Origin of the sequence: Streptomyces sp. NPDC047000, assembly GCF_040644295.1 — a bacterium.
GTDB lineage: Bacteria > Actinomycetota > Actinomycetes > Streptomycetales > Streptomycetaceae > Streptomyces.
Genome location: NZ_JBEYWE010000007.1, coordinates 211,520 through 226,466 on the forward strand (window position 1 = coordinate 211,520; position 14,947 = coordinate 226,466).

Below are 14,947 nucleotides of genomic sequence, written 5' to 3' on the forward strand. Positions count from 1 at the left end.
GCCATGGCGATCGAGGCATCGAAGACACTGAACGGACTGCTGTTCGTCCTCATCGGCGAGAAGCTGATGCAGGCGAACGAGGATCTGGCCCGCAGCAGCCACGCTCCGTACCGGCAGCTGGCCCAGGACCTCCGTGATCTGTCCGACGTCATCGACGACTCGGTCGTCAACGCGAGCAAGGCGCTGCCGCCCCAGGTGGGGAACGACTACCGGCGTGCCATGCACATGTTCGTGGACGAGGGCGGTACGGGGTACCTGCGGAAGTTCGCGCGGCAGGTGGACGACATCGCGGACGGCCGGCTGAAGACCTCGTGGAACATCACCGAAGCCAAGTGGCAGATCATCGCCGAACTCATCCGGCTGCTGGCCGAGCTGGCCGTCATCATGGCGATGTCCGTCTTCAGCGCCGGCGCCAGTGCGGGCAGGATCGCCGTGGCCAAGGCGCGCAGCCGTGTCGTCGTGCTGACCGTCCTCGAGACACTGCTCAAGAGGACACATCTGCTGCCCGTCGCGAGTGAGGCGTTCGAAGAGGCCTTCGAGGCCTTCGCCGTGCGACTGGCCATGATCGCCTTCACGTCGGGCGAGTTCAGCCCCAGCACCTTCGACTGGGGGGCGCTCGCGCAGGAGGCCGCGTTCGGCGGCCTGGCCGCCGGGCTGTTCGGCATCCTGGGCGGCGGTGGCGGCGCGCTCATCAACGCCCTCAAGCAGGACATGAAGCACAGCCCGGCGCTCAAGAACGTGGTCGGCGACGTCACCTCCAAGGTCGGCAACACGACGCCGCCACTGCCCTCCACGACGTCGCTCTCCCCGCAGGCCACCGTCCGAGCGGCGCCCCACGAGGTCAACTCCTTCATCGCCGGCGGTGGCTCGGAGGCACTGGCGGAGGTCCTGGGCGGTGGGCTCTTCACCGGCAACTGGACGACGACCTGGGACACCTTCGTGGGCGCGGGCATCAGCGACAAGGTCGGGACGTCGCTGCACCACGGTGCGGAGAACGCCGGGGAGTGGATCAACGGCTTCACCTTCACGGCCCCGCCTCCGACGGTCGGCCCGCAGGAAGCCGGGCCGGACACGAGCGGCGCCGGCGGGGACGCCGACGAGACCCGTGTGCCGGTCACCGCCGTGAGCAGCGGCCACGGCGCGGACGAGGGCGGGGACGCGGACGGGGCCGAAGCGGCCACCGGCGTCGACGCCGGCACCGACGGGGACGGGACCGGCCCCGCATCGCGGACACACACCACGACCGTGGGCACGACGCCCTCGGGCGGCTTGCCGTCGTCCGACGGAGACACCGCGGACGCGGCTTCCGGCGAGCACGACCCGGCCGGGACGTCCGTGCAGCCGCACACGGTGAGCACGGGCGGAGACGTGCCCGGTACCGGCGCCGGACGGACCCGTACCGCCACCGGGGACGGCGAGGACGCCGACCGGGGCGGTCTCGGTGAAAGCACCGGGAGCCCTGGGAGCCCTGGGAGCACCGGGAGCCCTGAGGACACCGGCGTGACGCAGACGCCGTTCATCCCGGCCACCGCCGGCCCGGCCCGGCCCGGTACGACCGTCGCCACTCCTTCGCATCCCGGCACGTCCGCCCCGGACGGTCCCGGGCCCGTGCCCCGTTCCACCCGGACCACGTCCGACGGTCCGGCGGCGGAGGAGAACCGTCCGGGGACGGGCGAGACCGTCCCGGACGGGCAGCCCGCCGTGCCGATCCACACGGTGGACGGGGTTTCCGCCGCCCCTTCACGGGACGCCGTCGCTTCCCCCGCTCCGACAGCACGGACCGCCACCCCGGCCGCGGTCTCCGGACCGAACGGGAAACAGCCGCCGGCCTCCCCCGGCCGGGTCTCCACCGTGTCGGAGTCCGCTGGTACGAGTGGCACCTCCGACGACGAGCAGACCGAGCAGACCGAGGTCCCGCAGCCCGGCGCCCTCGGCACCTCGTCGGGCCCTCCGGCCGGTGAGGGCCGCGTGGACACCGTCGCCGGGACAGCCGGGGGCGCGGCCCCCGGTGCGCCCGGGAGCGAGGAGACGTCCTTACGGCCGGGAGCCGGTCAGGACGGAACGGACGGCGGGGCCCGCGGACCGCAGCAGCTGCTCGCGGCGCCCTCGGAGCAAGGATCCGCCCCGGTCACCACCGTCGCCCCGGACGTGTCGTTCGCCCGGAAGGTCGGCGAACCGCATCGCGAGCGCACCCCGGAGGCCGGCGACGGCAGCGGCGACAGCCGGGAGGCGCCCGACGCGGCGCCGGCCGTGGACTACCGCATGGTGCACGAGAGTGACCGTGACTATGTGGTGGAGGGCGGCGACGGCGAGAGGCTCTGGCGGTTCTCGAACCATCCTCCGGAGGAGGTCTTCCAGCGGGGCTTCCAAGCCGATGTCCGCGACGCCACGACCCCGCTGATGTGGTGGGGCCACAACGACAACGGCGGGGCCCCGTTCGTCGCGACGACCCGCGATCCCGGGCTGTGGTACAAGAACAGCCGCTATCGCTACGAGGTCGACCTGTCCCGCAACTCCGAACCCAACCGCACCGGAATAGACCTCAACGCCACTATCGGCCTGGAAATGGAGAGGGGCGTAGTCCCCCGGACCTGGAGGAACTACTACCCTCGCGAGAGGGAGATCGTCGTCACCGGTTCCGTTGATCCGCCGGCCGTGGTCAGCGTCTACGACAAAGAGGAGAATCGAACCGGCACCTGGAATCCGGGCGCGAACGAGATCGACTGGGTTCCGGGGGGACTCCTGCCGCAGAGCGAAGAGGCCCACCAGGCGGCGATGTCGGCGGACGCCGCGGGCTACTTCTTCGCCGTTCCCCATCTCCAGCAGTTGCCGGAGACGGACGCCCTTGCGGAGGCCATGCGGCGCGCCGACGACCCCTGGATCGCTGATTATTTCCGGCGCCACCGCTACCGGCTCACCGCAGGTGAAGAGCCGGACGGCGGCCGCGCGGCGCTCGACGCGGCGCCCGCGGTGGACTACGACGGGGCGCGCCCGGAGGAACGGGACGCCGGGCGGACCGGTCGGCGCTCCGCCGGCGACGAGGAGCAGGCGGCCACCGAACTCCCGCCCCCGCACCGCCCCGAGGAAGGGACGGTCAGCCTGACACCGTCCGTTGTGCGGCCCGCTGCCCGGTCCGCGGGGGACGGCGCGACGGGTGAGGCCGCTGCCCGCGGCGAGTTGCTCGGTTCGGGCGAAGTGCGCACCGACCGCTGGATTCCGTTCGGTTCCGCGCCCGGCACCGGGCGGCCGGACGGCGGACGGCCGAGAGGACCGGAGGCGTTCGAGTTCACGGCCGGTGGCGACGGCCGGGCCCCCGCCGTACGGCGCCCTCACGGTCCGTCAGGTGAGCGGACGGAGGTCGGCTACGCCTGGACGTGGCATCGCGGTGAGACGCCGGCGCTGGACACGGTCCGCCTGACGCGTCGGGTGCATATCGATGCGCGGAACACCGACGAGACGCAGGCCGCGGCTCTGCAGGGCAGCCTTCGCCGGGCCCTGGACCGGGTGGTCAACGAGAGGGGGTACCGGTTGCCGCCGTTCCAGCCCGATCAGGTGACCGGTCCCCGGCAGCCCGGCCCGCTGCTCCAGGTCGATGTGGAATTCGTCGGTTCCGCGGACCAGGCCGACACGGTGGTCCAGGTCCGTGGCGGCCTGCCCGGTCCGGGGCGGCCCATGGTGCAGAACGTCTGGTACACCGGCGTGCATCCGGCCGCGTACGTGCACGAGATACTCCATGGCCTGGGGGTCCGTGACGACGCGGCAGACCCACGGGTGCTGCTCACGCCCGGCGGTCGCGCCGAACAGGTCGTTGCCGAGGGGGACTCCAGCCTGATGGGGCCCTTCGAGGGCGCGGGAGAACCGCGTTTCGTCCTCACCCCGGATCATCTCCGGCAGATCGCCGATGTCCTGTCCCCGTACCTCCACCACGACGCGCCGCCTGCCGTGGACCCGGGGGCGGCGCACCCGGCCGGAGAGCCGGAACCTGCGAGGAGGCTGCCGGAGGGGAGCCGGAGGACGGGGGAGGAGACCGGGCCCGGGGAGTCCGCGGACACGGACTCCCGGGAGAGGGAAGGGGACGCCGGGGAGCCGGACCAGGCGCCGGCCGTCGTGTACCGCGCGGCCGAGGACGACCAGGAGGACGCGGCGGAGCCGGCGGCCGCGGAGACGGGTTCCACGACGCGACTCGCCCGGGAACGTGCCGTCTTCGAGCAGCGGCTGGGGGCCCACTACCACGCCGACCCCGCGGCGCTGAAGGCCGCCCGTTCGGCCGTGGTGCGGCTGCGGACCGTGCTGCGGGCGGCATACCCCCGGCACAGCCAGGAGGTCATCGACGCCTCGTTCTTCACGACCGATCCGACCAGCGCGGGCCAGGTCGGATCCCTGGGTGCCTCGTCCGACACCGGTTGGCTCGACCGGCTGCTGGCCACGGGATCCGTACGCGAACTGATGACCGCCTTCTTCAACGCCGTGGGAAAGAAGGCGCTGTACGAAGGGGACGCGGAGGTGCCTTCGCTGAGCGGCGTGGTCACGCCGGTCCTGAGGCCCGGGGACGACGCCGGGGTGTCCGCCCCCGGAATGGAGTTCGCCCAGGAGCTGGGGCTCGACCGCTCGGCTCTGGAGACCTACGCGGCGTTCCTGAACGGTGACGCCCGCAGAGAGCTCCAGGAAACGGTCGCTTCGGATCCCGCGACACGGGACGGGGCCTACCTCTTCGACCGGTCCGACCCCTTCGCGCTCGGCAGCCTCGCCGCCCACAGCACGAGGGGCGTGGCCAAGGACCCCCTGGAGATCGTCCGCAGCCAGCTGTCGCGTACGGCCCGCCCGGCCGACCGGCACGCCATCGGTTCGGCGAAGAAGTCGCCGCGTGACTACGCCTACCTCGGCGCCCCGCTGACGGGCCGGGAACGGATCTTCCTCGGGTACCACGAGCGGCCGCTGTCCCTGACCGGCTTCGAGACCGAGGAGATCCCGCTCGGCACCCTGGAGTTCGACCCGGTGACGGGCAAACCCGACGTCACCGGCATTCTGGCGCGGCCAGGCGTCGTGGCGGTGGAGGTACAGCGCCCGTCGCTGCCCGAGGACGCCGCGTCGGAGCAGGAAAGCGGGGCTCCTGCTCCGGCACTGCGCCCGGTCGAGAGGGCCTTCGCCGTCAAACGCGTGCCCGTCGTGGCGGAGAACCTCCGGGCCGGTGACCTCACCCCCGACGGCGGCCAGGGACCGGAATTCCCGCTGGGCTGGGTCGAGGGGATCGCGTACTGGGACCTCCGGAAGGACTCCCCCTGGTACCAGCACTGGCATGTCGGCAAGGGCATGCCCCTGGTCGCCGGTGTCTCCGGAACGACCCTGAGGATGCTGAGGGCCTTCGAATGGCTGAACGTCCCGGAGACGTCCGCCACCGACTTCCGCAAGGCGCTGATGGGCTGGATGCTCCCCGGCCAGGACCACTCGCTGTTCGAGATCATCCGTGCCGCTCATCTGGCCGACGTCACCTCACCGGAGGAGGCGGAGGCCCTGCAGGGGGACGTCACCGACCTCTACGGCATTCCCGGACTCGTCCCCGCCCACCTGGCTCCGCCCGGTACGGAACCCCTGACCGCCCCCCGACAGGCCGAGGAAGGCGGTGGCGACCGGAGCGGGACGAGCGGTGCGGCGCCGCGGACGCCGCCGTCGTCCGCGGCGGGTCCGGGCGTCGCGGACGGCGCTGTCTCCCCCGGCACCGTGGACGAGGCGCCGGCCGGTGATGCGGCCGCACCCGATGTGGCGCCCGCGGTGAGGTATGAGCTGGTGCACGGGCAGGAACGCGACTTCGTGGTGGAGAGCGGTGGCGGGGAGACGCTGTGGCGGTTCTCGGACCGTGATCCGGAGGAGATCTTCCGGGGCGGCTTTCACGCCGACAGCCTCGACAACGTCGTGTCCCTGCGGGAATGGGTGCAGGACAACCCCGACGCGCCGTTCGTCGCGACCACCCGTGATCACGACCTGTGGTTCGCGAATGTCGACGGCCGGAGAAAGCGCTATCGCTATCGGATCGACTCGGTTCTCAACCCCGATCCCACCGGCGTCGACGTCACTGCCACCATCGCCGTGGAACGCGAGCACCGCGTCCCCTTCGTCGAGGGATGGGAGCACCCCTACCCCGACGAGGAGGAGGTCGCCTTCACCGGCTCCGTCCATCCGCGGGCCGTCGTCAGCGTCTACGACCGGATCGGCAGGAGGACCGGTGTCTGGAACCCGGACACCGAAGAGGTCGAGTGGCGGGCCGGCGTCCATGACGTCCCGGCTGCCGGGGGAGCCGGGCAGGGTGGCGCCGCCGGCGGGGGGAGCTCTTCGGAGTCGGAATCGGGGTCCGAGTCCGATCCGGAGCCGGAGATGTGGGAGCCGGAGCTGGGCGGCTCGGACTCGGACGACTCGGACGGGGGGCTGTACGGGCCCATGGCCTCGATGGGCCTGCATACGGCCCCTGCGCCGGCCGCGCCGTCGCTCACGTCGTCCGGCGGTGTCCCCCGCGGGACGGACGGCCCCTCGGCCGGTGCACCGGCGGCGGCCGACGTGGCGCCCGCCGTGGACCACCGCACGGCGGACCAGGACGACCACCGGCAGGCGTCGGTGGGTGACATCGGCGAGGAGGAGACGCGGCCGGACGAAGCCGGGGCCGGTCCGGACAGCACCGGGCCCGTACCGGTGCACGCCGAGGGGCCCGGCACGCGGGACCAGGACGGACCCGACGCCCGGGAAGCGTCGCCCGACCCGTCGCCCCCTTCCTGGACCGAGCGCTTCGCGGAGACGCTCAGGGGCATCTGGGCATCGGTCCGTGGCTTGGGCACGGCCGCGCTCGACTGGTTCGGACGTTTTCTGGGGGCTGTCGCGGACTGGCTGCACCGGCGGATCCCGAATCGCGACTCCGTGTCGGGTCCCACGGAGATGCCGCCGCCCGAGTCGGACGTGGAGTGGGAACCCGACATCCTGCTCGAGAGGTCGTCTGCCGGGTCTGCCGAGCCCGGCCGACCGGCGGACGCCGACGCGGTCGAGATCGCCCGAGGCGAGGTGGAGCCCCTGGAGAAGGAACTCGGGGAGGCCTGGGCGGATTTCCGGGAGCGCTACTACGACGCGCGGCTGATCAGGCGCTTCGAGACCCGACGGTACCTGCTGCCGAACGGGGAGTTCGAGACCCGTGCGGTGGTCCGTATCTGGCTGGACCCGGTGACCCCGCCCTCCCCGGGCACCGGCCCGGCCGAGGACGCGGCCGTCACCGAGGAGGCACTCGGCCGGCTGGCACAGCGCGCCCGGGACGGTGTCGACGAGCGGTACAACGGCGGCTCACGTCTTCCCAACGGAGACCTCTTCCGCGTCGAGGTGGAGTTCGTGGGAGACCGCCGGGACGCTCACCACGTCGTCCACGTGCACGCCGCCTCCAGAAGGGAGGATCACCTCAACTGGGCGACGGGCACGGAGGGACATGTCATCGCCCACGAGGTGGGGCACCTGCTGGGCCTGGACGACGAGTACCGCGAGGGTTCCCAGTACGGCCTGCGCCCCGTCTACACGGACGGCGCCCTGATGGGCGGCCTGCACGTGGACAACCGGGGACGCCCGATTCTGGACACCGACCACATGTCGTATTCCGCGGGCCCGAGCAGGCGATGGCTTCCACCCCGCCACCTGCGTGAGCTGGGATCGGCCATCGAGGCCGCCCTGGGCACGGCCCGCCTCCGGGCCGACGAGGATGTCGTCTTCTCCAGCGATGTCCGGTCCCGGGCGGACGGGCTGCCGACCCGGGCCCACTTCACCCTGGAGACCCGGCGAGCGGCGCTGTACGGAGATCCCCGCACCGGGGAGGGCGGGCACCTGCCGCCCAGCGGCATGTCGGCTCGCCCCCGGCCGGTCGCACTGGGGCCGGCCGGGCCCAACGGGACGTTCCGTGCCGAGTACGCCACGGCCCGAGGGCGGTCGGCGGAACGGTCGCACCCGGTCGCGGGCGACCTGCATGCCAGGCAACGGGGGCAGATGATGTTCCCCGCCCACTGGACCGAGGACGACGCGGTCTACGCCGCCGAGCAGGCCTACCTGCATGCCCTGCGCGCGGGGAGGGTCCTCCCCGCCATGGGAAGGGCCGGAACCCACACCTGGGTGGGCGAGTACGCCGGGGTGCGGATCGAAGGGGAGCTGAGGCACGGCTCGTTCACCGGATTCCGGCCCTCCGCCGACCAGACCGCTCAGGCCGACCGCCGCCCCGGGCGGACGGAGGGCGAACCCACCGGTCTGGCCGCCCCCTCCTACGCCCCCCTCCCGCAGCCGACCGTGCCCCGCCCGGGTCCGGCCTTCGGCCGGCGGGTCGAGGACCTCGCCCGGTACGGCGATCGCCGCACCCGCACCGGTGCCTACCACGCGCCCAAGAAGACGCCGGCCGAGCGGATGAAGTTCTACGGCCTGATGATCGAGCCCGGCGCGCAGCACGACAACGGCACCTATGAGGCCACCGTCTGGTTCCTCGACCCGGCGCTGCGTCCCGGCCTGACGACAGGCGCCGCGTCCCGCCTGCGTCCGCACCAGGACGGTGACCTGCACGTCATGTTTCCCGACCGGTGGCAGATCCAGGAACTCCTGGAGGCCGTGGAGCAGGCGCACGCCGCGGGTGCCGCCGCGGGAGCGCTCAGGCAGCTGGACGACCGAGGCACCCACCACTGGGTCGGCGAGGCGAAGGGTGTCCGTATCGAGGGCCTGGTGCGGGACGGCCAGCATGTCGCGTACCGGCCCACGCAGATGCAGCCTCATCCCCGGTGGCCCCGGCACGAGCCGGTCGGTGAGGCGGCTGCCGCGCCGGCCTCGGTCACCCGCGACGGGCGGACCCTTCCCCTGGAGGTCCGGCAGGTGCTGTTCGCCAACGGGCAGCCGGGCTTCGACCTCACGATCCGGATCCACCTGGCCGGCACGGCCGATACCGACGGCCCCCTGCTGGACATGGTCTGGGACTTCTTCCGGCAGAAGGTGGCCGACGCCTACGGCACCCTTCCGAGTGTGGCGGGTGCGGGGGGAGCACCGCTGGTTCGCGTGTCGCTGGCCCGTGCCGGGACTGCCGAGGCGGCGCACCACTCGTTCCCCGCCGGGCCGGAGGAACTGAGCGGACTGCCGGACTCCGTCCTGGACGTGCTGCCCGGCGCCGACGAACTGGAGGACCTCGTCCGGGAACTGCGGGCCGCCGCGGCGCCGGCCGCCGACGCGTGGCGGCCGCCCGGCGATGCCGACCCGGAGGAGGGGCAGGCGGACATCCGGCATGCCCTCGGCCTTCTCGACCTCGCTGATCCGCTCAGCCGTCCCACCACGCTCCGCGAACCGGACCCGGCATACGCCGGCGAACCGTTCGAGGACGACAAGGAGAGCATCGAGGACTCCGGCGAACTGAGCGAGGCCGGTGTCGCGGGCCTGGACGGTCTGCTCGGTGCGGCGGGGCACGACACGGGCGGCCTCTCGGATGTCTCGGACCTGTCGGACCTGTCGGACCTGAGCGGTGGGTCGGATCTTGAGATCGGAGGGGAGGCCGCTGTCCGCACGTCGCAGGAGAGCACACCGCCGCCCGCGGTGAAGCATGTGCCGCCCTCCGCCCCGGCCGCGACCGACGCTCCCGTACCAGCGAAACCGCTCCCGGGCGAGGACGGGGCCCAGCCGGCCGGGACGACGGTCTTCTCCGCACCGGCCGGCGGGCCCGAGGCCGTCTTTCCCGGCGAGGCGGACCTGGCGGTGCCGCCGGACGACGCCGGCACCCCGGACCCCGTTCCCGGGCCCGGCGGCGGGGACCGCACCGCCCCCGTGCCGCAGGGTGCGCCGGTGGCATCCGGGCAGGTCGGGACCGATCGGTGGATCCCGTTCAGGGACTCCTTCGAGATCACCCTGGAAGAGGGCGGGCGGCCGCGGATCCGGCGGCGGCCCGGCTCGGGCGAGCGCACCCAGGTGGGCTACGGCTGGGAACTGCTGCGCGACGACCGGGCGCGGGAGACGGTACGGATGACCCGCCGGGTGCACCTGGTGACCGGGGACACGGACCCGGCGCAGGTTGCCGCGCTGCGCAGCGGGCTGACGGCCGAGCTGGACCGGCTGGTCAACGGCCGCGGCCACCGGTTGCCGCTCGGGTCCGCCCCGAAGGGCCCCGGCCCCCGGCTGGAGGTGGCGGTCGAGTTCGTGGACACGCCCGAGCAGGCGCACAGTGTGGTCCGGCTGCGAAGCGGTCTGCCCGACGGCAGGACCATGCGCCAGGACACCTGGTACACCGGCGTGCACCCGGCGGCGTACGTCCACGAGATCGTGCACGGGCTCGGTGTGATCGACGACGATGCCGACCCGCGGGCCCTGCTCACCCCCGGCGGCCGGGGCGAACAGGTGCTCACCGACGACGAGTCGAGCCTGATGGGCGTGTTCACCGCGCCCCACGAGCAGCGGTTCGTCCTGACCTCGGACCACCTCCGGCAGATCGCGGACGTCCTCGCGCCCTACATCCACCACGGTCAGGTCACCACTGACGGTCCGACCGCTCTCCACGCCTCCGCGTCCGACCGGGCGGTGGCGGTGAACTACCGGCAGGTGCACCCGGCCGACCACGCCGTCCTGGTGCTGAGCGGCGCCGACGAGACCCTCTGGCGCTTCACGGACGATCCCCCGGAGACGGTCTTCGCACGAGGCTTCCGGGCCAGGAACACCCAGGTCGTCGTCACGCTGCGGAACTGGGCGCAGGCCCTCGGCGACGGTCCCTACGTGTCGACGACCCGCAGCCCCCGCCTCTGGTTCCTGCAGAGCCGCTACCGGTACCAGATCGACGCGTCGCGCAACGGCGACCCGACCGGGGTCGACGTCAACGCCACCTTCGAAGAGATGGCCGTGCCCAGCCCGTTTTCCACCGAGCAGGAGGTCGCCTTCACCGGAAGCGTCGACCCGGCCGCGGTGGTCACGGTCTACGACTCCCGGGAACGGCGTACCGGAACCTGGAACCCGCTGACCGAGGAGGTCGAATGGCAGCCCGGGCAACTGGACGTCGACGACCCCGAAGCGGCCGGACACGACTTCGGTGCCGCGGAACAGGGGTGGCTCGCGGGGGCCGGGGGAGGACTGTTCCAGGCTCAGGACGCCGCGCCGCCCCAGCTCCCGTTCGGGCCGGAGCCCGCGCCCGCACCTCAGGACTGGGCCGCCGCGGGCTGGGCGCCCCCCTCACCGCCTCCGGGAGGCGAGGCGGAGGACCTCGCCTTCGACCTCGGTGGCTTCCTCTCCTTCCTGGACGCCGGCGACGGTGCCGGGGCGGAGGGCGGCGCGCCGGGCAGCGACGTGACCCCGGCGGTGGACCACCGCACGACGGCCACCGCCCCGCCCGCACCGCGGCCGGGCACCGACCCCGGCGCCGTCGACGGGGCCGGGGTCGGCCCCGCCGTCCTGCACCCGGGGCCGGGGCCGGAGCCGCAGGGGATGCCGTCCCCCGTCGCCGCGTCGGTGTTCGACGGCGCGGTGGAGGTGGCCCGCGGTGAGGTGGTGCCGCCGGGCGAGAACCTGAGGCGGTGGGGAGGCACGGGCACCCTCGTCCAGGCCGGCGCGCGCGGCTACGAGGCCCGCCGTTTCGTGCTGGCCGACGGGCGGACCGCCACCCGTCTGCGGGTGCGGGTACGGCTGGAACCGACCGGCCCCATGGACCCGGAGCGTCTGGACCGGGTGGCCGCACTCGCCCGGGAAGGTGTCGAGACGCACTACAACCAGGGTTCGCGTCTGCCCAACGGCGACCTGCTCCGGGTCGACCTGGAGTTCGTGTCCGATCCGGAGGCCCGGGCCCACGTCGTCCAGGTGCACGAGTCGCTCGGACGCGCCGACTTCCGCAACTGGTCGACGGCTCTCGACGCCACCGTGCTGGCCCACGAGGTGGGCCACCTGCTCGGCCTGCGCGACGAGTACCGCGAGGGCGCGGCGCCGGGGGCACGCCCCGTCCATCACGACGGCGCCCTCATGGACGGTCCCGCACACGTGGACAGCCGGGGCCGCCCCGACGTCGACACGGACCACCCCGGCCTCGACCCGACGAGGACGAAGGGACGCGCCTGGATACCGCCCCGCCATCTGCGACAGCTGGGTTCGGCCGTCGACGCCGCTCTGGGCGGCCGTCCGGGAGGTACGCGCTTCGACGGGCAGGACACCTTCACCGGCCGTGACACGCTCGCACCCCGGTCGGACGGGCTGCCGGCGCGTGCGGTGTTCCCGCTCGATGTGCGGCGGTCGGTGCTGTACGGGAACGGGGATCCGGCAGAGGGAGGTCTTCTTCCGCCGAGCGGTCTGTCGTCGCGCCGGCGGCCGGTGAGGGTGGCGTGGTCGGAGCGGCGGAACGGGACGTTCCGTGCGGTGTATCCGGGTGTGCCGGGTCCGGGTGCGCTCTCGGAGACGGTGTCGCATCCGCCGGCGGGTGATCTCGCGGTGGGGTCGCGTCCGGTGCCGGGGACACGGGATGTGGTGATGTTCCCGTCGTACTGGACCGAGGACGACGCGGTGTACGCGGCGGAGCAGGCCTATCTGGACGCGCTGCGGACGGGAACCGTCACACCCGTGGACGGGCGTGAGGGTGTCTTCGCCTGGGTGGGTGAGTACGGCGGGGTGAGGATCGAAGGAACCCTGGCGCACGGGGAGTTCACCGGCTTCCGGCCCTCCGGTGACCAGCCGGACGTCTCCCCGCCCGGCTATGTGCCCGCTCCGGCCGTCGTCCCGGCGACCCGGCCGGGCTTCGGCTCCCGGGTCGAGGAGGTGGCCCGGTTCGGTGACCGGGGCACCCGCACCGGTGTCCACCACGCACCGGGCCAGGGACACGAAGCGAAGCACGGCCTGCGGATCGAGCCTGGCGAGGCCTTCGACAACGGCACCTACCGCGCCACGGTCTGGTTCCTCGACCCGACTGTCGCCGTCAGCGACACACGGTCCGCCGTGCCGTCCCGCTGGCGGCTGCACCGGGACGGCACCGATCACGTCATGTTCCCCGCCTTCTGGTCACCGCACCGGGTACTGAGCGCGGTCGAAGAGGCTCACGCCGCCGCCGTCGCCGCGGGCACGGTGCGCCGGCTGCCCGACGGGCGCACCGACCACTGGGTCGGCGAGGCCGCGGGGGTCCGTATCGAAGGTCTGGTCAGGGACGGACAGCACGTCGCGTACCGGCCCACGCCGGTCCAGCCGCACATCCGCTGGCCCGCGCTGCGCCCGGTCGGCGAGACGGCGCCCGTGCCGGCGGTGCTCACCCGCGACGGCCGTGCCTACGGCTTCGACATCCGGCACTTCCTGTTCCCCGACGGGCACCGCGGCCTCGAACTGACGGCCCGCGTCCATCTGGACGCCCCGCCCGGTGACGTGATGGCCGACAAGGTCTGGGCGTATCTGCAGCGGATGGTGTTCCAGACCTACGGCGGTGCGAACCAGGTGCACGGGGCGCCTCTGGTCCGTCTGGTCCGGGTCGGCAGGAACCAGGCGCCGCACCACGTCGTCCCGGTCGATCCGGACGTCCTCGACGGCGTACGCGACGGCTCGCTCCTCGGAGTGCCGCCGGTTCCCGCCGAACTGGTGCGGGCGGGAGAGGAACTGACCGGAACCCGGCCCGGTCCCACCGCGTGGCTGCCGCCCCGCGGCACTCAGGACGGACCGGCCGCCCGCACCGCGATCGAGCACGCCCTCACCCTGCCGCCCCGCTCCGACGGCCCCTGGCCCCTGGAAGAGCCCGTCGGCGAGGCGACAGCGGGCCCCGGGCACCTCACGCGCGGAGACCGCACCTTCGGCTTCGACGTCCGCCATGTGCTGTTCGCCGACGGCCGGCGGGGGCTCGTCCTGGCCGTCCGGATCCACCTGGCGCCCTCTCCCGACGGCCCCGACCGGACCGCCGACGTCCGGCGCGCCGTCCGGGCGGAGATGATCAGGCGCTACTCCGCGGTCACGAGAGCCGACGGTGCACCACTGGTGCGCATCTCGCCGGTCTTCGTGGACGGTCCGGAAGCGGCGCATCACACGATCCGGCTGGAAACGGACCCGGCGACCGACCGGGACCGCATCCTGGCCCGGCTCCCGGAGATCCTCGGTGTGCGGCCCACCGGTGCGGATCTCGCCGGCGCCGCCCGTGACCTGGGCGGTGACGGACCGGCCCCGGACGACTGGGCACCGCTCACGGGCGCCGACGGGACGGAGGGGCGCACCGCCTTCCACCGGGCCCTCGCCCTGTCCGACCCGCTCGGCACACCCACCACCCTGCGCGAACCCGATCCCGCCCACACCGGCGACCAGGAGCACGTCGTCACGCTGATGCAGGACGAGGTGGACGCGGCCGTCGCCAGGGTGCTCGCCCCGCAGGCGCCCCGCACCGACCACCCCGAAGGCGCCTTCCCCGGCGGATGGACCCGGCGGGACCTGCGCTACGCCGCGTACGTGGCGCTGCGCACCTCCGCTGTGCCCCTCGCGCCCACGGGGACGACGACCGTGCACGGCACCTTCGGCACCCTGGACCTGTATCTGACCGTCGAGGACGGCCTCGTCGTCGACATCCGTCCGTCGCCGACGGTCCCGGCCGCCCTGCCGGCCACCGACCCGGGTGCCGACGACGGGGGACCGGCGACCGAGGAACCCGGACCCCACGAACCGGAGACCGGGGAGACGGAGTCCGAAGCGGCACAACCGGGCTTCACCGAGCGGGAGTTGGAGGAACTTCTCGGTTCCCGGGAACTGCTCTCCACCCTGGTGCGTCAAGATCACGTGGCGGGGCTCGGCTGGTCCTCCGGCGCCGCGGCCACCTGGATGCTGGAGGACATCGCGTTGCCGCTGGGAGACCTGCGCCTCGGCCGGGAGGACCTGGTGACCCTGCTGAGCGGGCACCCGGAACTCTTCCCGGAGGCGGTGCGCACCGGATTCCAGCGGCTGACCGGGGCCTCCGCGCAGCCGGACTGACGGCCCCCCGACGACG

1 protein-coding gene is annotated in these 14,947 nt (G+C 73.4%); it reads left to right on the forward strand.

Going from position 1 to position 14,947, the window contains the following annotated elements:
- The first annotated feature begins 3 nt into the window (after positions 1–3).
- A complete protein-coding gene (locus tag ABZ862_RS14580) occupies positions 4–14,931 on the forward strand; it encodes an EndoU domain-containing protein (RefSeq protein ID WP_360957088.1) in 14,928 nt (4,975 codons plus the stop codon).
- The last annotated feature ends 16 nt before the right edge of the window (positions 14,932–14,947 follow it).